The sequence below is a fragment of the Aquimarina sp. Aq78 genome, from assembly GCF_900299525.1.
Classification (GTDB): Bacteria; Bacteroidota; Bacteroidia; order Flavobacteriales; family Flavobacteriaceae; genus Aquimarina.
The window spans coordinates 235,588-261,721 of record NZ_OMKA01000020.1; the positions used below are offsets into that span (position 1 = coordinate 235,588).

Consider the following 26,134-nt stretch of genomic DNA (forward strand, 5'->3'; position numbering starts at 1 on the left):
AAATAAGGCTACCTTTGTAGCATCAAAAAAAACAAATCAATTGACTTTTCGAGATTTAAATCTAAACACGCAACTTCTTAATTCCCTTGATGATTTAGGGTTTGAGACTCCTACTCCTATTCAGGAAAAAGCTTTTGCACCCGTAATGTCTGGGAAAGATGTTGTAGGTATTGCACAAACAGGTACTGGTAAAACATATGCCTATATGCTTCCGATTTTAAGGATGCTAAAATATTCTGTACAACAAAACCCAAGAATATTAGTATTAGTTCCTACACGAGAACTTGTTGTACAGGTAGTTGATGAAATCGAAAAACTTTCTACATACACCAATGTGCGAATAACAGGAGTATATGGAGGTACAAATATCAATACACAAAAACAAGCTGTTTCGCAAGGTTTAGATATTGTAGTTGCCACTCCGGGACGTTTATATGATCTGGCAGTAAGTAGAGCATTACAACTCAAATCGATTCAGAAACTCGTGATCGATGAAGTCGATGTAATGTTGGATTTAGGTTTTAGACATCAATTAATGAATATTTTTGATATCCTTCCGCGGCAGCGACAAAATATTATGTTTTCGGCTACAATGACGGATGAAGTAGATCAAATGATTTCAGAAATATTTGTCAAACCACAAAAAATATCAATTGCCAAAAGTGGAACACCTCTTGAAAACATCAAACAGTATGGTTACAAGGTTCCTAATTTTTATACAAAAGTCAACCTACTGGAACAATTGCTTTCTGATAAAGAAACCTATCACAAAACTTTAATTTTTGTTGGTTTTAAAAAGATTGCCGATCGTTTGTTTGAACAGTTAGAAAAAAAATATGCAGATGAGATTTGTATTATCCACTCTAACAAAACTCAAAATTATAGATTGCGAAGTATCGAGCAATTTAGAAAAGGAGAAAATCGAATATTGATTGCTACAGATGTAATGGCCAGGGGATTGGATATAGAAAATGTAAGTCAGGTAATTAATTTGGACACCCCAGAATATCCAGAAAATTATATGCACCGTATCGGTAGAACCGGTCGTGCAGAAAAAGAAGGAGTCTCGTTTGTACTTACTACAGAAAAAGAACAAGAGCATCTGGATGCTATCGAAAGTTTGATGGAGATGAAAATCGAGCAATTAGACATTCCCTCTGGTGTAGAAATTTCTGATCAGCTTACTCCAGAAGAACAACCCAAGGTTAAAGAAATCAACAACCCTCATAAACGACCTAATGATGAAGTTGGGGCTTCTTTTCATGAAAAGAAAGAAAAAAATAAAAAAGTAAACCTGGGAGGTTCATACCAACGAGAAATTAAGAAAAAATATAAAAAACCTAAAACCAAAGGGGATAAAACATATAACTTAAAAAACAAAAACAAGAAACGATAATGTAATTGATTTTGTTTTTTTAGATTGAACTCTTCTAATACCTTTTTATGGATTTAAACCTTGCAGTATTAATAGACGGTGATAATATACCATCTTCGTATATAAAAGAAATGATGGAAGAAATTGCAAAATATGGCAATCCAACTATCAAAAGAATTTATGGCGACTGGACTAAACCAGATCTTACAAAGTGGAAAAAAATTCTTCTAGAGAATGCAATAACACCTATCCAGCAATATGGATATACAAAAGGTAAAAATGCTACAGATTCTGCAATGATTATAGATGCAATGGATATTTTATATTCTGAAAAAGTAACTGGCTTCTGTTTAGTATCTAGTGATAGTGATTTTACTCGTTTAGCAACTAGACTTAGAGAGGCAGGGATGAAAGTTTTTGGAATAGGAGAAAAAAAGACACCAAATCCATTTATTGTAGCTTGTGATAAATTTATTTATCTCGAAATTCTTAAATACGAAGCAGAAGAAAATGAATCAGAATCTATTGATACTAAATCTGTTTCTAAAAGTAGTGTTGATAAAATCACTTCAAAAGAGATTAAATTAATCTCACATACTATATCCGACGTAGCCGATGATGATGGCTGGGCTTTTCTTGGAGATGTTGGTAGCCTGCTACAAAAAAAACAACCAAATTTTGACTCCAGAAACTACGGTTTTCAAAAATTAACTCCTCTAATCAAATCTATTAAAAATTTTGAAATTGAACAACGTGAAGCTGCTAAAGGACGGTCTAAATTAATTTATGTGCGGAATAAAAGACAAAGAAAAAAATAAGCTAATTGCCACAAAAAATATAGATATGAAATCATTAATAGTAAAAGGAGGAATATTTTTCATTATTCTAACATCCTTTCAGATGGAGGCTCAACAGGTCTATAAAGAAAAGTTTGCGCATACTTTTTCTATTGTAGCAAGAGATAAGGCAACTGGAGAAATGGCAGTAGGAGTTCAAAGTCATTGGTTTTCTGTAGGGTCGATTGTATCCTGGGGTCAATCTGGTGTTGGTGTAGTAGCAACACAATCTTTTGTTAATCCAGCATACGGTCCTAACGGCCTTAAACTTATGTCTGAAGGTAAAAGTGCCAAAGAAGCACTCGATCTTCTGGTAGCAAAAGATGATGGAAAAGACTTTAGACAAGTAGCATTTCTGGATGTAAAAGGTAATGCAGCTGCTTTTACAGGTGAAAAATGTATTGTCTCTGCACATCATATCGTTGGAGATAACTATGCTGTACAAGCCAATATGATGCTTAATGACAAAGTAGTTCCTGCAATGTCCAAAGCTTTTGAAGAGCATAAAGACCTACCACTGGCAGATCGGGTAGTCAAAGTTCTAATAGCTGCTCAGGAAGCAGGAGGAGACATTAGAGGTAAGCAATCCGCTGCACTGGTGGTCGTGAATGCAAAACCAGCCAAAAACTCCTGGGAAGATAAAAAAGTAAACCTAAGAGTAGATGATCACGCAACACCATTAGTAGAATTACAACGCCTATTACAAGTACACAAAGCCTATGAATATATGAATAAAGGAGACCTGGCAGTAGAAGTCGGAGATATGGAAATGGCTCTCCAAGCCTATGAATCTGCAGAACAATTATTTCCAGAAAATTTAGAAATGAAGTATTGGAAAGCAGTAGCATTGGCTAATAACAAAAGGCTCGATGAAGCTTTGCCTATATTTAAGCAAATTTTTGATAAAGATGAAAACTGGAGAGAACTAACCAAAAGACTCCCAAAATCCGGGCTATTAACTGTATCAAAAACACAGCTTGATCAAATTCTTAAATTATAGAGTTCTATTAAAAACTCTAATTTTCATTAACTTATTCTTTACTCATAAATTTAACCCTTCTTAATAAACACGTCATATAAATGAAAAGTAAATTATCCCTAGTACTTATCCTTTTTGTCCTACTTGTTGCATGTAAAGAATCAAAAAAGAATACGCCTAAAATTGAGAAACCATTATCTAAGGAAATAGTACTCGATGAAAATGATATCTATTCTGTATTGGTTTCTAAAAATAATCAAATTGTATTCGAAGCGTATTATAACGGTAAAACATCAGAGAATGTATCAAACGTTCAATCCCTTACCAAAGGAATTATGAGTATCCTTATCGGAATTGCAATTGATAAAAAATTTATCCCCAGTGAAAATGAAACCATTGATACATACCTCAACGATGAGTTCAAAACTATCGAAGACAAGAGAAAAAAGACGATAACTATTAAACATTTACTTAATCAAACCTCTGGGCTTTCCTGGAAAGGTTTCTTAGAGCATCAAAACTGGGTAAATAGTGAAAACCCTGTAGCATTTGTCTTACAAAAAAAATTGGATCATATTCCTGGAGAAAAATATAATTACAATACTGGTGCTACCCACTTATTATCTGCTATCCTAAGTAAATCTACAGGAAAAACAACCCTTGAATTTGCAAATGAGTATTTATTCGAAGCATTAGACATTAATACTGTGAATTGGGGAAAAAGGAATGATGGTAATTATGATGGTGGCGGACTTGGATTAGAAGTAAAGCCTCGTGATCTCTTAAAAATAGGTCAATTATTAGAGAATGAAGGTATCCTTAATGGAGTTGAAATAGTTTCTAAATCATGGATTCAAAAACTATTTGATGTAAACGAAAAATTAGCTACCGATTGGGGATTAAGAAATTCTAAACATGGTTTCTGTTGGTATAAAGCAAACCTTAATGGAGATCGCATTGATTATGGAATGGGTTATGGTGGACAATTTATAATCATGATTGCCGATAAAAACTTGGTTATTGTTACAACACACAATCATGATACCCCAAACGGCATTGAACAACAAATCAAATTCTTAAATAGAAAACTCCCGTTATTAATTGAAAAATACGGTAATTAGTACATACAAAATTTTATAAATGGCCTCTATCTTTGCTCATGGATTTACAGCATATGCATTTGGTAAAAGTTTTTCTAAAGAAATATATACCAAAAAATTATGGATATTAGGAATTATCTGTTCAATCCTTCCTGATGCAGATGTCATAGGTTTTAAATTTGGTATTACCTATGAAAGTTTTTGGGGACATAGAGGATTTTCACATTCATTACTCTTTGCTTTGCTTCTTGGGATTATAGTTACTTTTATTTTCTATTCAAAAAAAACATTTACCAAAACAGGAGCTGCACTAATCTTATATTTTACCATTTGCACGGCTTTTCATGGAGTTCTTGATGCAATGACCACAGGAGGGCTTGGGATTGCATTCTTCTCTCCTTTTGATACTACCAGATATTTTTTTCCGTGGCGACCGATTCAAGTATCCCCGATTGGTGTTAGTGAATTTTTTAGCACCTGGGGCATTAAAGTATTGTTAAGTGAATTGATCTGGATCGTGATACCAACAAGTATTTATATCTTAGTGATTCGTTATATCAGAAAACGCAAAAACTAACTTCGAAATAAACAATGAAAAACACTATTAAGCCTCTATTTATTTTAGTGGTACTATTATGCATGTACTCATGTAAAAAAGATCAAACGCATGAAGTCATTACAGTATCAGAAGAGCTTCAAATCAAAAAACTTAATGAACATAGCTATATACATACATCATATCTGAACACCGAAAGTTTTGGAAAAGTACCATGTAATGGTATGATTATTATCGATAACAATGAAGCATTGATATTTGATACACCAACTAATGATTCTGTATCTGGAGCCTTAATAAATTGGATTCAAAAAAACTTAAAATCAGAAGTCAAAGGAGTCGTTGCCACACATTTTCATGATGATTGTTTAGGTGGTTTAAAGGAGTTTCATAAAAGAAAAATTTCCTCATATGCCAGTAATAAAACTATACGTTTAGCCAAAAACAAAAACTATACAATTCCTCAAAATGGATTTGATACACGCCTCGAATTAAAAGTTGGAAATAGAGAAGTATTCAATACATTTCATGGAGAAGGTCATACTTCTGATAATGTCATAAGTTATTTCCCTGATGAAAAAGTACTCTTTGGCGGTTGTTTGATTAAATCAAAAGGGGCAAAAAAAGGATACCTCGGAGACGCAAATACTGAAGAATGGTCAACTACTGTTTCTAAAATCAAAGAAAAGTATCCCAAAGTAGAAATTGTGATCCCAGGGCATGGAGCTCATGGCGGGCAGGAGTTACTAGAGTATACTATTTCTCTATTTAAAACTGAATGATAAAATATGAGAGAATTTCAAAATAACACTTCACCAAAAGACAAAAGAAAATCAAAAGTTACTATAGGACAAGCTTTTAAAACCATAATATGGCCACGAAAAAATCTTGTTTTTATTGGGTTATTACTAATTGTCCTAAGTAGATTAGCTAGTTTGGTATTACCTATGGCTAGTAAATATCTAATGGATGACGTTATCGCCAAAAAAGATTACGAAATGCTTAAAATACTTTTGATTGGTGTAGGTCTGGCAATTCTGGTACAAGCAGTAACATCATTTCTTTTAACCAGAATACTAAGTGTACAAGCACAATTTCTAATTTCAGAATTAAGAGCACAAGTACAAAAAAAAGTGCTCTCTCTACCCATTAGTTTCTTTGACAACACAAAATCTGGAGCATTGGTATCTCGTATTATGAGTGATGTAGAAGGAGTTCGAAATCTTATTGGTACTGGATTAGTACAATTGGTTGGGGGTACAATTACGGCTATTATTTCATTGGTATTACTAATCCGAATTAGCCCATCGATGACATTATTTGTACTGGTTCCTGTATCTGTATTCGGAATCGTAGCTTTAAAAGCATTTAAATATATTCGTCCAATCTTCAGGAAACGAGGAGTTATCAATGCAGAAGTTAAAGGACGATTAACCGAAACTCTTGCCGGAGTACGAGTAATAAAAGGATTTAATGCCGAGGCGCAGGAAAACAAAACGTTTGAAGAAGGAGTCGATCGATTATTTCAAAATGTAAAAAAGAGTTTAACGGCTACAGCGATAATGACCAGTTCTTCAACATTTTTATTGGGTATTGCTTCTACCGGGATTATGGGAATTGGTGGGTATAAAATTATGATTGATGAATTGACCATTGGTGATTTCCTCTCCTTCACACTATTACTCGGGTTTATGATTGCCCCTATTGTACAAATGAGTAATATTGGAAGCCAGTTAACCGAAGCACTGGCAGGCCTAGATCGTACCGAAGAGTTAATGAATATGACTCCGGAAGAAGAAATAGAGGATCGAAATATCGTATTAGATAATATAACAGGAGATATCATCTTTGACAATGTTTCATTCTCATACGAAGAAGGAAAACAAGTACTGCATAACATTAGTTTTAAAGCTCCTTCGGGATCTGTAACTGCTTTGGTCGGTAGTTCTGGTTCTGGTAAATCTACCATTGCCGGATTAGCTGCTACATTCTTAAATCCAAAATCAGGAACCATTACTATTGATGATAATGATATTTCTAAAGTAAAGCTACATAGTTACCGACGTAATCTTGGAGTGGTATTACAAGATGAATTCTTATTTGAAGGCTCTATTAGAGAAAATATTTTATTTCCTAATCCAGGCGCCACAGAGGTACAATTGCAACAGGCCGTAAAAGCCTCATACGTGAATGAATTTACAGATCGTTTTGATGATGGATTAGACACTTTGATAGGAGAACGAGGTGTAAAACTTTCTGGAGGACAACGACAACGAATTGCAATTGCCAGAGCTATTCTCGCTGATCCCAAAATTATTATTCTTGATGAAGCAACATCAAATCTGGATACAGAAAGTGAAGCTTTGATTCAAAAAAGTCTTGGAGAATTAATGAAAGGCAGAACTACTTTTGTTATTGCACATAGGTTAAGCACGATCAAAAAAGCAGATCAAATTTTGGTTATCGAGTCTGGTAACATAGCAGAACACGGTAATCATGATGAACTTATCGCTGCAGAAGGCAGGTATTTTGATCTATACACATATCAAGCTAGAATTTAGTATTTTTAGAATACAAAAATCAAGCTTATGAAAAATAACATTAGAGGTGGTGATGCACCAATCGCATGCCAATTAGAGATTGACAAAAACTATGCTTGGTGTTCTTGTGGTCATAGTAAAGATCAACCGTTTTGCAATGGTAATCATAAAAAAACAGGAGGCTCTCCTCCTATCATTTTTTGTGTAGAAGAAACAAAAGAGGCTTATTTATGTACGTGTAAGCAGACCAACAATCCTCCATATTGTGATGGATCACACAACAATTAAACAAAAACTTATATAGAAATTTAAAACCAACAAACATCTAATCCTAAACACATTACGATCAACAGGTTTTATATTTTTATTTATTGATTTTGATGAGGTAGCATTATAAAAAGTGATTTGCTACCTCGATCATTAAAATCGATATATATTACTGTATCGTTTTTTGTTTTTGAATGAATGATTGTAATTTATTTTTATCCTTTAGTACTACTTTGGTGTACTCTATGTCATTGCTTTGTTTAAAAACTCCTTCAGGGCTAACAATGCAATGAAAAGGAATCTCAGAAAAATAAAATTTCTGCATTGTTTCGGGATCATTACCATTAGTGTTCAATTGGATTCCTTTTGGATTCTTATTGGTTATATATTTTACCCACCGTTTTGTATCTCGATCTATTGAAACATCAATAAATATAATACTCTCATCCTCTTTAAATTCATTTTTCATTTGTTCGAGTATCGGTTTTTCTGCTATACAAGGAGGACACCAGGTGGCCCAAAAAGTGATATATAATGTTTTTCCTATATAACTATTTAAAGAAATTAAATTTCCTTCTGAATCAATATATTCTATATCTGGTAAATAATTATCTGAGCTTGTATTAAAATCCCATAGCTTCTGGGCATGTACTAAGTCTCCACCCTGTGTTACTTTAAATCCTTTTTGCAATAAAATCAGAGGTTGAGAAAGTAAAAAATAAGTAAACACAAAAACCAAAATAACGGCAGAAGATACTTTATACACTTTTTTCACCTCTTTTCTTGAAACTATCAAGGTCAAAACTCCAATGATAATAAGCACTATTATAAAAGGGAAATACAAAAATCTAAATGGCTTAAAAATCAAAAGTGGCAAAAACAGAAAAGGAAGATACTGTATAGAAGTATTTTTATTTATCGTTCCGCTTATATAAAATCCCAATATGCATATCAAAATAGGCACCCATTTTAGTAATGCAGGATTATAAATAGGGAGTACTTTGAGGAATATAAAAAACAACGCAAATAATAGTATTGCGAAAGAAAGGATTCCCAAAAGAATTTTAAAAATTGATTTCTTGATCATAGCTTTTATTCTATTTCTTTATCTATCCATGTAAAAATAATTGTAGCAATTCTTGAAATTATGAAAACAGAAAAGCCAAAGACTGCAGGAAGTGCAGATACTTTTAAACCACTTGCAAAAACATGAGTAGAGATTTCATCTATTATTTGTACTTTATCAAACATTCCTACAATACCTATTAACTGCCCTAATAGCCCCCATACCAATGTTAAAAGCCCTATAGAATTGATCAGGTTTATATATTTTTCTGAAGAAACACCTCTTTGTATTATTACCAATGTGTTTTTGACAATGATAAACAATACTAATAACAACATAATAACTATTGGCATCATAAAGAACATCCCTCCTTCTTCTATTCTATTACCGATGAGTGTAAAGATCGATGAAGTTTCGTTTTGTAAAATAAATAGCTTTGTAATATTGAGTATTAAACTGATCATTCTATAAAATCTATTTTAAAAAGTTAATTTTTGATAATTTCTATTTCTGGGTACTCTTTCCCTGTAAAAGTTCTTTTTATTTCTAATGGTTGTTGTTTAACATATTTATTAAAAAAAGTAAGAATCAATTGATTAGTAATATAAGACATTCTTTCTGGATCGATTTCTCCTGTTTCTGTAAGTGAATGGATTTTTGACCAATACCCAAGATCTCCAAAATTAGCATGACCTGTCGACTTTATCGTAGCCAAATAGTAATCATTTTTTGCCACTTGATCGTATACATAAAAATTTGGAGTAAAAAATTTATCATAATTTCTGTCGGCATGCATTACCAAGAGTGGTGTTTTCAAGGTTGTATCGATTACTCTTCCAAATTGTGCTCCATCCATATTGATTACTCCCTTAATCATTTTATTTACCGAAGCATTTTGCACTACCGCTGCTCCTCCCCATGAATGACCCAATAATCCAACTTGATCCATATTCAACTTTTGATATAAAAAGCTATTCGAATCCTCGTTTAACAAGATCAATTGATCTATGACAAACGAAATATCATCTGACCACCTATCAAGGCTTTCAAAATAAGGCAAATAATGTATCAACTCATAGGCTGCTTTATTACCTTGTTCATCTTTTGTATTGAGTGCTAAATCCATCTTCTTTTTCACAAAACCAAAATCCACCTCTGTATTCATCTTGTCAATATTTTTTTGGCTCCATTTGATTTGCTTTCCTTGATATTCTGTAAGAAAGGATTCATATGTATGATGTATTGCAAAAACCACATATCCCTGACTTACAATTTCTTCAATAATAGAAGTATACATTTCACTATTCCATAATAATCCATGAGATAAAACCACAACAGGTAACTGCTTATTTTTTATAATCGGAAGTGATTTTTGAGTATGAGTCTTTGTAAGGTCAAAATGTGTAGCAATGATAGAAGGCATACCTTTACTTTCTACAAAAGCTTCTGCATATCCATGACCCATATAACGTATAGGGTTTGTAATTCCCAGATCAGAAGGATAGTATGCATTTATTTTTAACTTTCTATAATCCCCTTTTTCTTTTGAAAGTGTTTCTTCTCGTGTTTTGTCTTCAAGATACAATGATTCTAATCCCACTGAAAAAGTACCAGATGGTTCTGGAAACTCAATTACCGGCATTAGGATACAGAGTACAATACTAATTATGGTAATAATCAATCCTAAACCACCTAATAAAACCCTTACTACTTTTCTAATGTTTGGGGTATAGTACAACAATAAACTTATCAAAAGTGTGGTATACCCAAAATACATTTGCCATCTAACTCCTTCTACTACCCAATGAAGTACAAAAAAAATGACACTAGTGTAAAGAAGCCATTTTTTGATCTTTAAATATTGTGTGAAAAAACAGATTAAAAACCCTATTAATGAAAGAAGTAAAAAAGATTCTAATATTCGCATTGGTTATTCTATGATTTATTTTGAATCAAAACTAACCACATTGAACTTACCTCATTGCTTATTTGCGACAAACTACCAAATTAGCTTTACATATACCTTAAACAGTACCAAAAATGCGATAAACCTGTAAAAAGCCAAATCAATTTGGCTTTTCATCTCGTTAATAATGTTGTTTAAAAAAATATATAGATATTACACTCTATTTTGTTTAGCTAATGATTTCTAAAAAGTTTGTATTAAAAATAATTGTAGAATTATTACTTCATATCATCTTTTGGATTGTAGTATTAGTTTGCTATACCTATTTCTTTGGACATAATACAGACAACATAAGCTATGTTTTTTCTTTTTCCCTATTCTTAATGCCTGTTACCATTGGAACTACCTACACCATAATTAATCATCTAATTCCAAAATATTTATTAAAAGAAAAGTATTTACTTTTCCTACTATACTGCGTATATACCATTATTATTTCTGCTTTTTTTATCACTATTTCATTTTTTTACGGGTTGATTTTTTTATCATCTTTAAAATTAGAAGGGATGGCTCCTATGACCAGAAGTCCTTTTTTTCTCTTCATTGCGGTATACTTTGTTGTCTTTGTTGCCAGTGCTTTTAGTTTAGTAAGACATAATTATAAATCAAACTCAGCAAACCGAGAACTACAACATAAAGTCTTAGAGGCTCAGCTTAAACTTAAAGAGCAAGAATTACATTATCTCAAAATGCAAATCCACCCTCATTTCCTTTTCAATACATTAAATACCATGTATGGATTTGCACTAAAAAAATCTGAAGAAACTCCAGAAATGATCTTGAGACTTTCTAATCTATTAGACTATCTCTTATATCAAGTAGATAAGCCTCTAGTATCATTAAAACAAGAATTAGATCATATCAAAGATTATGTTACTTTAGAAAAAATGCGATTTAATGATACGCTAGATGTAGCTATGAATTTTGAAAATGTAAACGATTCTATTCATATTGCTCCTATGCTATTAATTCCATTTGTAGAAAATAGTTTTAAGCATGGTCAAATAAGGAATAAAAAATTATCTATTTATATGAAACTAACGTATATAAATAACGTGGTACATTTTAGTATTAAAAATTCAGTTTATAGTTCTTCTGAAAATGATGATGATGGCATTGGTTTGTCTAACATAAAAAAAAGGCTTTCCTCATTGTATAATAATAACCATGAGTTATTAATTTCTAAAGATGAACATTGGCATAGTGTAGAATTAAAACTAAACACTTCTAAAACAAAAAAACTATGAACAACAACATATCCTGTATCATAGTAGATGATGAGCCTACCGCAAGGGAGATTATCTCCTCTCACTTATCAAAAATTGATCGTATTGAGGTTGTAGCAACTTGTAGTAATGCTCTAGAGGCATTTAATTGTATTAATACCCAGAAAGTAGATCTTATTTTTCTAGACATCAATATGCCGGAGATTTCGGGGATTTCTTTTGCTAAATCTATTAATAAGGATATCAAAATTATATTTACTACCGCTTATCGCGAATACGCTATTGATGGTTTTGATCTTCATGCAGTAGATTATTTATTAAAACCTATCGCTTATGAACGATTACTAAATGCCATACATAATTATTTTGAAGTATATCATAAGGCAGAATCATCAAAAACTATCGAAACCAGTTCGAATGATTTTATTTTTGTTCGATCAGATCGAAGGATGAAAAAAGTTGATTTTTCTGAAATTATTTACATCGAAAGTTATAGTGATTATGTAAAAATTCATTGCCCATCAAATACTATTATCACTAGAGAGACAATAAGTACAATCGAATCCAAATTACCGCAGCAATATTTTATGCGAACCCATCGATCATATATTATTTCTATTTCGAGGATAGATTCATTTTCTAATGAAGAAATCATAGTTGGTAAGAAATCTATTCCTATCAGTAGAAATTACAAAGCTGAAGTACTAGGGAGATTAGAGAGAATATAAAAAAACCACCTTACGTAAGGTGGTTTTTTATATTTAGAAAATTATTTTAAACTTCCATTTTTTGTAGGAATTACATTTTCTTATTTTTTACGCATGCAATGCTCTATTATCTGTAGCAGCAAGTGCAGCTTCCTTTACTGCTTCTGTAAACGTTGGGTGTGCATGAGACATACGAGAAATATCCTCGGCAGATGCTCTAAACTCCATTGCAGTAACAGCTTCGGCAATAAGATCGGCACAACGTGCTCCTATCATATGTACGCCTAATACCTCATCTGTAGTCTCATCAGCAAGTATTTTCACAAAACCATCTAAATCCCCACTAGCACGTGATCTACCTAATGCTCTAAATGGGAATTGTCCTGATTTATATTTGATACCTGCTTCTGTTAATTCTTCTTCTGTTTTACCTACTGCAGCTACTTCTGGCCAGGTATATACCACTCCTGGGATCAGATTATAATCAATATGTGGTTTCTGTCCAGCCAAAGTCTCGGCTACAAAAACACCTTCTTCTTCTGCTTTATGTGCTAACATGGCTCCTTTTATAACATCACCTATTGCATAAATATTAGAAGCACTCGTTTGTAAATGATCATTAACCTCAACTTGCCCTCTATCATTAAGTTTTACTCCTGCAGCTTCTGCATTTAATCCATCGGTATAAGGTTTACGACCAACAGATACCAAACAATAATCTCCTTTTAGTTCTACCGGGTTTCCTTTTTTATCGTCTGCAGTTACTGTTACCTCATCTCCAGAAACCGATACTCCTGTTACCTTATGAGAAGTATAAATTTTGGATTTCTGCTTTTTCATTACTTTTTGCAATTCCTTGGATAGCGCTTTATCCATTCCAGGAATAATTCGATCCATATATTCTACTACAGAAACCTCTGCACCTAAACGGCGATATACTTGTCCTAATTCTAGTCCAATTACTCCACCACCAATAATAACCAGGTGTTTTGGTACTTCTTTTAATTTAAGCGCTTCTGTAGATGTAATTACCCTCTTTTTATCAATTTTGATAAATGGTAATGTTGATGGTTTAGAACCTGTAGCAATAATCGTGTTTTTTGCTTCGATCGTTTCTACAGTGCCATCTGCTTTTGTAATATTTACATGTGTAGCATCTTTAAATGATCCTACGCCTTCAAAAACATCAATCTTATTTTTTTTCATCAAAAAACTAACCCCATCACAAGTTTGATCTACCACACTTTGCTTACGGGCAATCATCTTTTCTAGATTGATCTTTACATCACCCGGAATCTCAATCCCGTGATCTGCAAAATGCTTTACAGCATGCTCATAGTGATGAGAAGAATCTAACAATGCCTTACTAGGGATACACCCTACATTAAGACAAGTTCCTCCAAGTGTTGAATATTTTTCGATTATTGCGGTTTTCATTCCTAGTTGTGCGCATCGAATAGCGGCCACATATCCACCAGGTCCAGAGCCAATTACGGCTACATCATATGTACTCATAATAGATTATTATGTTGTGCGTATTAATTATGAACAACAAATGTACAAATGTTTTGCTTCTTACAGAAGCACTGATCTTGTCAAATTTTTATTATAAAGCAATATTAGGGCAATCAAAAAGTTATACTTTAAATAATGGAAAGAATAAATTAATGAAAGAATGAGATAATGAAGCCTTCAAAAAACAAAAATCTTTGCTAATTTGCAGCTTCGATACTTTATTTACTCTTAAAGACCTTTTTACATAATTATGCGTTATCTATCCACTCTTTTTTTGCTTGCTGTTCTAGTTTTATGGAGCTCCTGCCGTAATGATTTTGAGTCAGGCCCCAGTACAGGAAATTTAAAATTCTCAACAGACACCCTATTTCTAGATACCATTTTTACCAATATAGGCTCTAGTACATATAGCTTTAAAGTATATAATCATACCAATGATGATTTTACCATTCCTGCAATTGCGCTAGAACGCGGCGAAAATTCTAACTACAGGCTTAATGTTGATGGTGTTCCCGGTAAATCCTTTGAGAATATTCAGGTTTTAGCCAAGGATAGTATTTTTGTTTTTGTAGAAACTACAACCGACATTACTGACCAAACAGCAGATGTAGAGTTTTTGTATACAGATCGAGTGTTATTTGATACAGGAGGAAATCAACAAGATGTAGATCTTGTAACTCTAATAAAAGATGCAATACTTTTATTTCCTTCCCGCGATGCTATGACAGGCGAAACAGAAACTTTATTACTCGGCCTTGATGGTGAAAATAACGAAATTAGAATTGAAGGTTTCTTTCTCGAAGATGACCAGCTTAATTTCACTAACGAAAAACCATATGTAATCTATGGATATGCTGCTATACCTAGCGGAAAAACACTTACTATAGATGCAGGTGCGAGAATACATTTTCATACCAACTCTGGTATTATAGCTGCAAACGGTGCCACCCTAACTGTAAATGGTGAATTAAGTACAGATCCAGAGCTTCTTGAAAATGAAGTAATCTTTGAAGGTGATCGTTTAGAACCTGGTTTTAGTGATATACCTGGGCAATGGGGAACTATCTGGCTTACTGCAGGAAGTACTGGTCACACTATAAATCATGCAACCATAAAAAATGCAACAGTAGGAGTACTTATGGACTCTAATGATGGAGGCACAGACCCAACGCTTACTATTAAGAATACACAGATCTATAATAGCTCTAATGTGGGGCTTTTGGCACGTACAGGCAATGTATTAGGAGAAAATCTGGTGATTAACAATGCTGGACAAGTATCTCTTAATTGCTCACTAGGTGGAACATATAACTTTAATCACTGTACATTTGCAAATTATTCTAATATCGGAACTGGGTTTAGAGAACTTCCAACGGTATTGATTGATAATAATCTACGAGTAAATGAAACCGATGTGGTTGTCGCAGATCTACTTGAGGCGAATTTCACAAACTGTATTATTTATGGTAATCAGGATTTAGAATTAATATTTAGCAAAATTGATGGTACTGCATTCAATTATAATTTTAAGAACTGCTTGATTAGATTTAATGATCTCAGTAACAAATTTACAGACAACCCTTTATACGATTTCACCAATACAGCTTTGTTTGAAAATAGTATCTTAAATGAAGAGCCTGATTTCAAAACTCCACTTGAAAATATACTTAGTATTGGTGAAAATTCTGCCGCTAATGGTAAAGCCTCTACTCCTACATCAGGAACAGACATTACAGGAACCCTTCGTAGTACTGCTGCTCCCGATATAGGTGCATATGAGAGTACTGTCTTTGAAGAAGAAAATTAATGTACAATATTCTTAATTATTGCATATCAACATCCTAAATAGAAAGAGACCAAAAACCGTATTTCTACTTATAGGAAACAATTACAGTAAAGATTAGATTTGATATAATAACCATATTACTAACTAATCCTTTACACAAATGAAAACTAAATTTGCCAACCTTGCAAGTTCTTTATTAGTGGCTTGTCTTGTAATCTTCGTTATTGTTATTTCTTGTAAAACAGACACAAAGGAAAAAACGGACCAACAACCAGTTGCCTATGATGATGTTCAGGAAAAAAGTAAAGATTGTAATTGCGAACCTAACTGGTTTCCTCACACTCAAACACCTCCTCCAGAAGAAGGTAAAGGAAGTCCATTTGATACGACCAGTACAACAAATTGTATTTTTCAGCAATGGTCCTGGCAAAAATTCTTGTGGTTAACCAAACCAGAAAACGGAAAAACTGTTTTCGAAAACAAGTTAATCCAGGTTAGTGATTTAATGATCCCTGTAGAACCTCAATCAGAATTATCTTTAGTTCTTAAAGATATAGAGCAAGCTGGTTCTGATGGAATTTTAAAAACCAATTCTCAATTTAACTCGAGTATTAGTAAATCTGATACTATTTACTATTCTATTCATATTGACGATACCTTAAAAGTTGCTGCCGATCATTTTAAAACAGCCATCCTGGATGGATCCATTCCACCAAATAATACCGAAACATTTCCTATAGGGTCATTAGAGTTAAAAGTTTCATGGGTAAAAACCAGTGCAATCCCAACAGATAAGCTCTCGACATATTACCAGACCAAAGCGGCTATTTATGAAAATGGTGCATATGTTAAAAGTGATGTTGCTTTACTAGGAATGCATGTAGTTGGTGTGGTCATAAACCATCCAGAATTTATATGGGCGACTTTTGAACATAATGATATGGCACCCTACTATGACTGGAGTACCAATATAGTATCTTCTACCGATGAAAAATTATTATTTGGGAAAGGAAGTACTTCATCTTTAGATGCAATTACTTGGGACACTATTACAAAAGAACCTAAAGAACCTAATAAAGCATTTACACTTTTTGAATTTGGTGTTCCTAGAACACAGGGTAACGGTTTTATGGAAACCAGTCAAAAAGAACCAAAAAATTATGACAACATTACAACGATCAATTCCTGTGTTTCTTCAAAACTACAGGATGTTTGGAAAAATTATTTTTATAATGGAGGGATTTGGATCGACACCGATGGGCTATCCCCACAGAAACAAGCTGATACCATCCAAAAATTAGCTGGGAATATATCTCATGCTACAAAAGGATCTATTGCAAGAGGGTCTTTAAATCTTTCTAATCTTACTATGGAAACCTATACACAGACTTTCCAGAGTGATGTACATGATATTAATGTAAATAATCTGGTCAATTGCTTTGTCTGTCATAACTCAGAAAATTTTGACGAAGATAAAGCCAAATCACCATTATACTTAAGTCATATATTTAATGCATATCTACAACATGGCACAGGAAAAACACATGATGAAATCAATGCATTAAAAATCAAAGAATTTAACGAACAGTTTATAAAAAAAGAGTAATTCTCATATTCAATTCAATTCAAACTGCTCGTATTTTATCATAGGCAAATACGAGCAGTTTTCTATTTCACTACATATCAAAATCGACTCATCCCAAGAATTTTCAAAATTTAAACAATAAAGGCAACAAATCATTACATTTGAATACATTTATAAAAACGAAAACTTATAATCTATTTTTCAGTTTACTACAATGAATTCATATCTCTTTACTTCTCAACGATTAGGTTTCCGTAATTGGACCCTTGATGACTTAGAAACATTATTCGAAATCAATAATGATAATGATGTAATGGAATTTTTTCCATTTAAACCATCAAAAGAAGATACCAGAGCATTTATTATTAGAATGCAGGAAATGTATGAAGAAAAAGGGTTTTGTTATTTTGCTGTTGATCTCCTGGATAATGCAGAACTTATAGGGTTTATAGGTTTATGTGAACAAAATTATTTAGAAAAATTAGGGCCTTTTGTAGATATTGGTTGGCGACTCAAGAAAAGTATCTGGAATAAAGGATATGCTACTGAGGGTGCTAAAGCTTGTTTAGATTTTGGTTTTAATACTATTAGTCTAGATAAAATTTACTCTACAGCGCCAGAAATAAATATAAAATCACAATTAATCATGAAAAAGATCGGGATGAGGCAAATCGAAACTTTTGAGCATCCTAAATTATTAGATGATAAGCGACTGAAAAACTGTGTGCTATATGAAAGAAAAGGGATACTAGAATAATTAAAAAACAATTATCATGTCAAAATTTAAAATCATAACCGTAGCATTAATTACCTTTCTGTTTTTTATTCATGTAGCCGTTGCACAAGAAGATGCTGTACATGAAAAAATCAATGCAGATATGTATGGTAACTTCTCTAAAGCATTCGAAACTTTAGATTATGACTTATTTGCTTCTATACATAGCAAAGAAATGATTCGAATTTCGGGAAATGGTGGTAAAATTGAAAAAGCAAGTGTTTATTTAAAAGGGTATCAAAAACGATGGAGTGTTCCTTCAAAAAAACCTGCTCCAATTGATTTTAGATTATTTGAAAGAATCTATTCTGATTCGCTGGTTTCTGACAGAGGAATTTATAGAGTTACCTATACTAACGACAATAATCAAACAAAATACTCCTATGGTCAGTTTCATGTTGTATTAAAAATGGAAGATGGAGATTGGAAAATATGGATCGATTATGATTCTAACGAAAACAAAAGTATCAATAAAGATAGTTACGATACAGCTTTTTCTATTTCTGAATATAAAAAATACTGGAAACACTAAGATAGTCTGAAGTTTCTATTACATTTGAAAAACACGTATTGCAATTGTACACATGAAGATTACAAGAAAAATAAGAATCATACTCATTCTCTCTCTGGTTTTACTAAATATTAGTTGTGATCAGATTTCAAAGAATGTTGTTCGTCAAGTGATTGATCCTTATGAGCGTATAGAAGTTTTTAAAGATAGTTTTGTATTGACTAAAGTCGAAAATACAGGAGCCGCTTATAGTTTGGGATCAGATTTAGCTCCGATCCTAAAAATACTTTTATTGCAAATTCTTCCAATTTTGGTTTTATTGCTATTATTAAGACAGATATTGATTAAAACAGATTATTCTAGAGAAACAATCATAGGTTTTGCTTTTATCATTGGTGGCGGAATTGGAAATCTTTTTGATCGCATTGTATATGGGTCGGTAACTGATTTTTTGATTTTGGATTTAGGAATCATAAAAACTGAAATATTTAACCTTGCTGATGTTTCTATTTTTTTAGGTTCAATTTTAGTATTAATCACTACTTTTTTTAATAAAAAAGGAACTATTTTTAAAGAAAAAATTCATTAAAATGAGTTGGATTAAAGAAATATCGTATACCGATGCAACTGGTCAATTAAAGAAAATCTATGACCGTATTAAAGGCCCAGACAACAATGTAGACAATGTATTGTCTATACATAGCTTACGACCACATACTCTGGTTGGTCATATGGGCTTATACAAAAATGTATTACACAACTCTAACAACACATTACCAAAATGGTACCTAGAGACATTAGGCGTTTATGTAAGTAGCCTGAATCAATGTAGTTATTGTGTAGATCATCACTCTATAGGATTAAAACGATTGTTGAATGATGACATCAAGTTTCAGGAAATTTTATCCTGTTTATCCAAAGATGAATTGCAAAATCATTTTAAATATCAATATTTAGCAGGCCTTCAATACGCCAAGAAATTAACGCTATCACATCATACTATTACAGAATCCGATATTCACAACCTTAGAGAACAAAAATTATCTGATGGTGAGATTCTGGAAATCAATCAGGTAGTAAGCTATTTTAATTATGTAAACAGAACTGTAGTTGGTTTAGGAGTTAATACAGATGGAGATATTATAGGGCTTTCGCCAAATGATAGTGATGACGCCAAGAACTGGAGTCATTCCTGAATATCATTAACAGTTTTATGATCATAAGAATTGGTAGTAGTATAGTGTTTCCATTTCTTTTGAAATACAGAATCATTTTTAGTGTATGGTTTTCCTGATTCATAATAAACAAACTCATCTCTTCCTGTTAGTTCGGGATCGTTGGATATCTTTTCATAAAAATTAGCATACTCTTCTTTTTCTTTTTGTAATGTTTTACGAAGAGAGATATAAACATTTGACTCTGAATCTGACTTTCTCCAGATATCATATTCTGTCGCATTTGAAACATATCTAGTAGTACTCAATAAACTATCCTCAATTCTTATACTTATACCCTCTGTATGATATATCCTTTTGTTTGAATAGTCTATATTTTTCATATAAAACCGATTCTTATTGTATGATAAAATCCCATGTTCTCCAACAGGAGTAAGTCCATGTACTTTTCTTACTACAATAAAACCAAAATCTTTATCCGAAATTCTTTTTATTAGCAATATAGCCTTATACACAGGATGATTATGTATTGTATCCCGAAAAAACGCATACCCATCTATAAGATCATAACGTCCTTCTATACTTGGGGTTTCAATATTATTTATGGTGTCTTCCTTTTTTTCAGTACGCTCAACCTCCTGTTGTAAGTTTTCTTTTTTTACATTTTCTTCAGGTCGTTTGGATGTTAAATTACTACAACCAGATAATGTAAGTACTAAATAGAGTAAAATTTGGATATGGCGTATATACATGATAATTCGGTAAGTAAAAGTTTTATAATAACAATATAAGCAAAAAGTGCACTGTCATATAGTATGGCAGTGCACTTTCTTTTACTATTATATTTAAAACAAACTGGTTTAAATTTTTATGATTTTGCAGAGTATTTCAGTTTTAAGTGAATTAAAAAAATCTAAAAACCAATTTAATAAAGTTTTATCCTATAAATAAAGGCTTATCTGCCATCATCGCATTTACATCATCTGCGATAGCATGAAGTTTTTCTTCGCTTTCAACATTTTGGATTACCTGATCGATCAATTCAACAATGGCTACCATATCATTTTCTCTCAATCCACGAGTAGTAACTGCTGCTACTCCAATACGAATTCCCGATGTTACAAATGGAGATTTATCATCAAACGGTACCATATTTTTATTTACAGTAATTTCTGCAACACCCAACGCTTCTTCTGCTTGTTTACCTGTTACTCCTTTATTTCGTAAATCGATAAGCATCATATGATTATCGGTACCTCCAGAAATAACTTCATATCCTTTCTTCACAAATGCTTCGGCCATAACTGCTGCATTTTTCTTGACCTGTACGATATAATGCAAAAACTCATCTGTTAGTGCTTCTCCAAATGCGATTGCTTTTGCTGCAATAATATGCTCTAATGGTCCTCCCTGATTACCAGGAAATACTGCACTGTCAAATAATGAGGACATCATTCGTTTTTTTCCGCTTTTTAAGGTAATTCCGAAAGGATTTTCAAAATCTTCTCCCATTAAAATAAGACCTCCTCTTGGTCCTCGCAGTGTCTTATGAGTTGTTGTAGTTACTACATGACAATGTGGTACAGGGTCCGAGATTATTCCCTTTGCAATCAATCCTGCAGGATGAGCAATATCTGCAAAAAGAATTGCTCCTACACTATCTGCAATCTCTCTAAATCTTTTATAATCAATTTCTCTTGAATAAGCAGATGCTCCAGCAATAATCAACTGTGGTTTTTCTGCGGTAGCAATTTCCTGAATTTTATCATAGTTTAATCTTCCTGTCTCCTTTTCTACTCCATAAAAAACAGGATTATATAATTTACCAGAAAAATTAACTGGTGAACCATGAGTTAAATGTCCTCCATGAGAAAGATCAAAACCTAATATTTTATCGCCTGGTTTAAGACATGCATGATATACAGCTGTATTGGCTTGTGAACCAGAATGAGGTTGCACATTAGCATATGCTGCACCAAACAATTCTTTAGCTCTATCAATAGCAATCTGCTCTATAACGTCTACTACAGCACATCCCCCATAATAACGTTTACCGGGATATCCTTCGGCATATTTATTGGTTAGGACAGACCCGGCAGCTTCCATTACTTGTTCACTCACAAAGTTTTCTGAAGCAATAAGTTCTAATCCGTTGATTTGACGTTCTTTTTCGTCCTGAATTAAATCAAAAATTTGTTCGTCGCGTTGCATGAATTCATTATTTATTAGTAAAGGCGTAAAAATAGGAAATCCATTCTTTAAATCGACCTAAATAGTCCCTAATAAATAAGAACGTCTTGTTCTTTTTATGAATTAATGTTTACACCTATACATCACTGATAATTTTGCATTAATACCTATCAAATATTACGAAGTAAAACGTTTCTTAGCTTCAAAAAATTTAACAAATAGGTATTCCCTCCTTGGTATTGTACTATTAATAACATATCTTATCATTATTTTAATTATTTTTCACATAATTAAAAACTTTTAACCATCCGAAAATTATATATTTGATCATAAAAATTACCAACAACATATAAAAGAACTATAATGCCCATAACTGCAAATTATCCAGATAGAAAGACATGGATTGAAACATTTCCTAATACCGATTTTCCTATACAAAATATTCCTTTTGGTGTATTTCTCACCCGAGATGATATTATTACTATAGGAACCAGAATTGGTGATACTGCTATTGACCTTGGAGCACTTCATCAACTTGGTTATTTTGAAGGAATCCCATTAACAGATGATATTTTTTTACAGGATTCTTTAAATGATTTTATTTCTGATGGAAAAAAGACATGGAGATTGGTTCGTAATAGAATTGCTGAAATTTTTGATGCCAAAAATAATTCCTTAAAAAATAATGAAAAACATAGACAAGAGGTTTTATTCTCTTTAGATGAAATCGAAATGCAATTACCCGTTAGCATTGGGGATTATACTGATTTCTATAGCAGTATTGAGCATGCAACTAACGTAGGGAAAATGTTTAGAGATCCCGAAAACGCTTTGCTTCCTAATTGGTTACACATGCCTGTTGGATATCACGGTCGTAGTAGTTCGGTTATTCCTTCTGGTATTCCTGTACATCGCCCGCAAGGTCAAAAACTAACCAATGGTGCTAAGGATCCTATTTTTGGCCCTTCGAGATTAGTTGATTTTGAGCTTGAAATGGCTTTTATCACTACCGATGCTAATCAATTGGGAGAACCAATACCTATCGAAGAGGCAGAAGATTATATATTCGGGATGGTATTGTTTAATGATTGGAGTGCCAGAGATATTCAAAAATGGGAATATGTTCCATTAGGTCCATTTTTAGGTAAAAACTTTGCTTCATCCATATCTCCGTGGATTGTAACTCTTGATGCTTTAGAGCCCTATAGAACAGATGGACCTAAACCAATAAAAAAACAACTACCTTATCTTCAATATAAAGGAAAGAAAAGTTTTGACATCAACTTAGAAGTTGCTATTCAACCAGAAAAAGCAACAGAAACTGTTGTTTCCAGAAGTAATTTTAAACATATGTACTGGACAATGGCGCAACAACTTACCCACCATACTGTAAATGGATGCCCAGTTAATTCTGGTGATCTTATGGGTAGTGGAACATTATCCGGACCAACACCAGATTCGTACGGATCAATGTTAGAACTAAGCTGGCGTGGAGAAAAACCTTTACAACTTAATGAAGGGGGAAGTCGTAAATTTATTGACGATAATGATACGGTGATTATGAGAGGATATTGCGAAAAAGATGGAGTTCGAATTGGATTTGGTGAAGTCTCTACTAAACTGCTTCCTGTGTTTAAAAAATAAAGAAGTTACAAACCATTATATAACCTCGAAAAAATAACTTTCGAGGTTTTTTTATTATCTTTTGGCATCAAAGTTGTTTTCAATACCCAAATCAAAATATTATTGATATGAAAAAACTACTACTCCTACTACTTATAGCTACAATTATTTCTTCATGTAGCAGTGTTAAGAAAACCGAAAAGGCACTTAACACAGGAAATTATGATCAAGCGATAAATATCGCTCTAAACAAGCTTAGGACAAATAAAGGAAAAAAAGGAAAGCAGCCGTATATCCTAATGCTCGAACAGGCATATGCAAAAGTTCTTGATCGAGACAATAATGCTATTGCATATCTAGAAAAAGAAGGAAACCCTGCTAATCTTGAACGAATTTACAACACATACTTATCCCTAAAAAATAGACAAGAACGTATAAAACCATTGTTGCCGCTTTACCTTGTTGAAGAAGGTCGTAATGCTAACTTTACACTGCATAACTATGACCAAAAGATTATCAATACGAAAGATGAACTTTCTCAATACTTATTTAATAATGCCAAAGTTTTATTGACATCTGCTAAAAGAAAAACAGATTATAGAGCTGTATATGAAGATTTGAACTATCTAAACAAGATCACTCCTAATTACAAAAATACCAGGGAGATGATTGATGAAGCTCATCAAAAAGGGACTGATTTTGTAAAAGTAACCATGAAAAATAGAACCGAAGTTATTATCCCTAAGAGATTAGAAAGTGACTTACTCAATTTTGGCACATATGGCCTTAATGATCTATGGACAGTATATCACAGTCAACCTCAAAAATCTATTCCTTATGATTATGCCATGGAAGTAGAATTAAGAGAAATTAATATATCTCCAGAACAGATCAAGGAACGTCAACTACAAAAAGAAAAGTTAATTAAAGATGGTTGGGAATATCTACTGGATGAAAATGATGAAATCGTGGTTGATGATAAAGGTGAAAAAGTGAAAGTAGACAGAATGGTAAAAGTACATTGTGAGTATTATGAATTTACCCAGTTTAAAGCTACTAACGTTGTTGGTAATGTTCAATATAGAAACTTAAGAACAAGACAACTCTTAGATGCTTTTCCTATTGCAAGTGAGTATATTTTTCAGCATATTTATGCAAACTACAATGGTGATAAACGAGCTTTGGAAAGTGGTTTATTAGGATATTTGGGTGTAAAATCTGTGCCATTTCCTTCTAATGAGCAGATGGTCTATGATTCTGGAGAAGATTTAAAAAACAAATTAAAGAATATCATTACTAATTATCGTTTTAAATAATACATTACGCTATACTTATAATAGTATTTGATCTTAATAGATCTGTACTATATAATAGAGAATTATTAGCATGATCGATCACACAAGTTTACTTAATTCGGGGGCAATATTAAAAAAATATAAACGAGGAGAATTTCTTTTTCAAGAAGGCTCTATCGCTCGCTATTATTATCAGGTACACCAGGGAGAGATTAAAATGAACAATTATAATCAGGAAGGGAAAGAATATATCCAAGGTATTTTTACAAAAGAAAAAAGTTTTGGAGAACCTCCCTTATTTGCAGATTTTAAATATCCAGCTAATGCAGAAGCTATTGTAGATTCTGAAGTCTGGCAATTACCAAAAGAAAAATTCTTAAAGTTTTTAGAAGAAAATCCTCATATTCATCACAAATTTACCAGCACACTGGCTTTACGGCTATATTATAAAGCAATTATGGTTTCTGAAATATCTACTCAAGAGCCAGAACATCGCATTCTTAGGATTCTTGATTACTTCAAAAAAAATAGTGAACCTGGCATAACAGAATCAAAGATATACAAAGTAGAATTAACCAGACAACAACTTGCCGATCTAACTGGACTACGTGTAGAAACCGTTATACGTAGCATCAAAAAACTAGAGCAAAAAGGAGAACTTTTTATTAAAGATAGAAAAGTATATCGGTAATTTTTACTCCCAACCTACTTTATGATCAGAATCATAAAACTATAGCCCTTCCTTGAAATACCTTTGAATAACACTATAAATAATTGTTATGTATTCAAAGTTATTAAAAGATTTTAAGGAAATGTATATGGCATATATACCATTAATGATCATTCTTTCTAGTTGTTTAGGATCTGTTGCAGCAATGTACATTCTTATGCAAGATAGGTCTATTTCACAAGTCGTTCAATTATCCCTTTGTGTAATCGTTTGCATGGCATTTAATGCATCTATTCTAGCTCAAATGAAAGCTAAATTCGTATTCAACCTATTAATTGCAAGTATAATAATCAACAGTTTTTTGGTATTACTTAACATCACATTTTATTAA

General features: G+C 32.6%; 26 protein-coding genes. 20 read left to right on the plus strand and 6 right to left on the minus strand.

Annotated features, from left to right (window positions below):
- The first annotated feature begins 40 nt into the window (after positions 1-40).
- The 8 genes from DG435_RS12635 (at position 41) to DG435_RS12670 (ending at position 7,674) form a co-directional block, all read left to right on the plus strand.
- Complete coding sequence (locus tag DG435_RS12635) at positions 41-1,396, plus strand: DEAD/DEAH box helicase (RefSeq protein WP_106791223.1); 1,356 nt, start codon at positions 41-43, stop codon at positions 1,394-1,396.
- A gap of 47 nt (positions 1,397-1,443) precedes the next feature.
- Positions 1,444-2,193: an NYN domain-containing protein gene (locus DG435_RS12640; protein ID WP_106791224.1), complete on the plus strand. Its 750-nt coding sequence runs from the start codon at positions 1,444-1,446 to the stop codon at positions 2,191-2,193.
- Positions 2,194-2,218: 25 nt separating this feature from the next.
- Complete coding sequence (locus DG435_RS12645) at positions 2,219-3,211, plus strand: DUF1028 domain-containing protein (protein WP_106791268.1); 993 nt, start codon at positions 2,219-2,221, stop codon at positions 3,209-3,211.
- 80 nt (positions 3,212-3,291) lie between these two features.
- Positions 3,292-4,311, plus strand: coding sequence for a serine hydrolase (locus tag DG435_RS12650; protein ID WP_106791225.1), 1,020 nt, complete (start codon positions 3,292-3,294; stop codon positions 4,309-4,311).
- A 19-nt stretch (positions 4,312-4,330) separates the two neighbouring features.
- On the plus strand, positions 4,331-4,867 hold the full coding sequence (locus DG435_RS12655) for a metal-dependent hydrolase (protein ID WP_106791226.1): 537 nt from the start codon (positions 4,331-4,333) through the stop codon (positions 4,865-4,867).
- Between the two features lie 14 nt (positions 4,868-4,881).
- Positions 4,882-5,628, plus strand: coding sequence for a subclass B1 metallo-beta-lactamase (gene bla, locus DG435_RS12660; protein WP_106791227.1), 747 nt, complete (start codon positions 4,882-4,884; stop codon positions 5,626-5,628).
- 6 nt (positions 5,629-5,634) lie between these two features.
- Complete coding sequence (locus DG435_RS12665; protein ID WP_106791228.1) at positions 5,635-7,407, plus strand: ABC transporter ATP-binding protein; 1,773 nt, start codon at positions 5,635-5,637, stop codon at positions 7,405-7,407.
- A gap of 27 nt (positions 7,408-7,434) precedes the next feature.
- The gene (locus DG435_RS12670) at positions 7,435-7,674 is read left to right on the plus strand and encodes a CDGSH iron-sulfur domain-containing protein (protein ID WP_106791229.1); all 240 of its coding nucleotides are present in this window, start codon (positions 7,435-7,437) and stop codon (positions 7,672-7,674) included.
- A gap of 148 nt (positions 7,675-7,822) precedes the next feature.
- Here DG435_RS12670 and DG435_RS12675 read toward each other — a convergent pair whose 3' ends face one another.
- Genes DG435_RS12675 through DG435_RS12685 form a run of 3 tightly spaced genes read right to left on the minus strand, consistent with a single transcriptional unit; the run spans position 7,823 to position 10,646 of the window.
- Positions 7,823-8,740 (minus strand): TlpA disulfide reductase family protein, encoded by a 918-nt coding sequence (locus tag DG435_RS12675; RefSeq protein WP_106791230.1) that lies wholly within the window; start codon positions 8,738-8,740, stop codon positions 7,823-7,825.
- Between the two features lie 5 nt (positions 8,741-8,745).
- Positions 8,746-9,183: a MotA/TolQ/ExbB proton channel family protein gene (locus tag DG435_RS12680; protein WP_106791231.1), complete on the minus strand. Its 438-nt coding sequence runs from the start codon at positions 9,181-9,183 to the stop codon at positions 8,746-8,748.
- A 23-nt stretch (positions 9,184-9,206) separates the two neighbouring features.
- A complete protein-coding gene (locus DG435_RS12685) occupies positions 9,207-10,646 on the minus strand; it encodes a hypothetical protein (protein WP_106791232.1) in 1,440 nt (479 codons plus the stop codon).
- A 215-nt stretch (positions 10,647-10,861) separates the two neighbouring features.
- On the opposite strand from DG435_RS12685, the gene DG435_RS12690 reads away from it, so the two are divergent.
- Entirely contained in the window at positions 10,862-11,932 is a 1,071-nt protein-coding gene (locus DG435_RS12690) for a sensor histidine kinase (RefSeq protein ID WP_106791233.1), read from the plus strand.
- The gene (locus DG435_RS12695) at positions 11,929-12,639 is read left to right on the plus strand and encodes a LytTR family DNA-binding domain-containing protein (RefSeq protein ID WP_106791234.1); all 711 of its coding nucleotides are present in this window, start codon (positions 11,929-11,931) and stop codon (positions 12,637-12,639) included. The genes DG435_RS12690 and DG435_RS12695 overlap by 4 nt, the downstream gene beginning before the upstream one ends.
- 87 nt (positions 12,640-12,726) lie before the next feature.
- Here DG435_RS12695 and lpdA read toward each other — a convergent pair whose 3' ends face one another.
- A complete protein-coding gene (gene lpdA, locus DG435_RS12700; protein WP_106791235.1) occupies positions 12,727-14,133 on the minus strand; it encodes a dihydrolipoyl dehydrogenase in 1,407 nt (468 codons plus the stop codon).
- 274 nt (positions 14,134-14,407) lie between these two features.
- Between lpdA and DG435_RS12705 the strand changes: the two genes are divergently transcribed.
- From DG435_RS12705 to DG435_RS12730, 6 genes are all read left to right on the plus strand, one after another.
- On the plus strand, positions 14,408-15,940 hold the full coding sequence (locus tag DG435_RS12705) for a hypothetical protein (protein ID WP_369871997.1): 1,533 nt from the start codon (positions 14,408-14,410) through the stop codon (positions 15,938-15,940).
- Positions 15,941-16,079: 139 nt separating this feature from the next.
- Positions 16,080-17,525 (plus strand): hypothetical protein, encoded by a 1,446-nt coding sequence (locus tag DG435_RS12710; protein WP_106791237.1) that lies wholly within the window; start codon positions 16,080-16,082, stop codon positions 17,523-17,525.
- Between the two features lie 193 nt (positions 17,526-17,718).
- Complete coding sequence (locus DG435_RS12715; RefSeq protein ID WP_106791238.1) at positions 17,719-18,261, plus strand: GNAT family N-acetyltransferase; 543 nt, start codon at positions 17,719-17,721, stop codon at positions 18,259-18,261.
- A gap of 16 nt (positions 18,262-18,277) precedes the next feature.
- Positions 18,278-18,811, plus strand: a complete 534-nt coding sequence (locus tag DG435_RS12720; protein ID WP_106791239.1) for a nuclear transport factor 2 family protein — start codon at positions 18,278-18,280, stop codon at positions 18,809-18,811.
- Between the two features lie 52 nt (positions 18,812-18,863).
- Entirely contained in the window at positions 18,864-19,379 is a 516-nt protein-coding gene (gene lspA, locus DG435_RS12725) for a signal peptidase II (RefSeq protein ID WP_106791240.1), read from the plus strand.
- Position 19,380: 1 nt separating this feature from the next.
- Positions 19,381-19,986 carry a carboxymuconolactone decarboxylase family protein gene (locus DG435_RS12730; protein WP_106791241.1) on the plus strand — a complete coding sequence of 202 codons (606 nt, stop codon included), beginning with the start codon at positions 19,381-19,383 and terminating at the stop codon, positions 19,984-19,986.
- On the opposite strand, the gene DG435_RS12735 is transcribed toward DG435_RS12730, so the two are convergent.
- Entirely contained in the window at positions 19,977-20,717 is a 741-nt protein-coding gene (locus DG435_RS12735; RefSeq protein WP_106791242.1) for a hypothetical protein, read from the minus strand. The genes DG435_RS12730 and DG435_RS12735 overlap by 10 nt on opposite strands.
- Before the next feature lie 184 nt (positions 20,718-20,901).
- Positions 20,902-22,176 carry a serine hydroxymethyltransferase gene (gene glyA / locus DG435_RS12740; protein ID WP_106791243.1) on the minus strand — a complete coding sequence of 425 codons (1,275 nt, stop codon included), beginning with the start codon at positions 22,174-22,176 and terminating at the stop codon, positions 20,902-20,904.
- A 342-nt stretch (positions 22,177-22,518) separates the two neighbouring features.
- Here glyA and fahA point away from each other — a divergent pair, with 342 nt between their 5' ends.
- From fahA to DG435_RS12760, 4 genes are all read left to right on the plus strand, one after another.
- Positions 22,519-23,799, plus strand: coding sequence for a fumarylacetoacetase (gene fahA / locus DG435_RS12745; protein WP_106791244.1), 1,281 nt, complete (start codon positions 22,519-22,521; stop codon positions 23,797-23,799).
- A 107-nt stretch (positions 23,800-23,906) separates the two neighbouring features.
- Positions 23,907-25,094, plus strand: coding sequence for a hypothetical protein (locus tag DG435_RS12750; protein ID WP_106791245.1), 1,188 nt, complete (start codon positions 23,907-23,909; stop codon positions 25,092-25,094).
- Between the two features lie 70 nt (positions 25,095-25,164).
- Positions 25,165-25,764, plus strand: a complete 600-nt coding sequence (locus DG435_RS12755; protein ID WP_106791246.1) for a Crp/Fnr family transcriptional regulator — start codon at positions 25,165-25,167, stop codon at positions 25,762-25,764.
- An 88-nt stretch (positions 25,765-25,852) separates the two neighbouring features.
- Complete coding sequence (locus DG435_RS12760) at positions 25,853-26,134, plus strand: hypothetical protein (RefSeq protein ID WP_234387038.1); 282 nt, start codon at positions 25,853-25,855, stop codon at positions 26,132-26,134.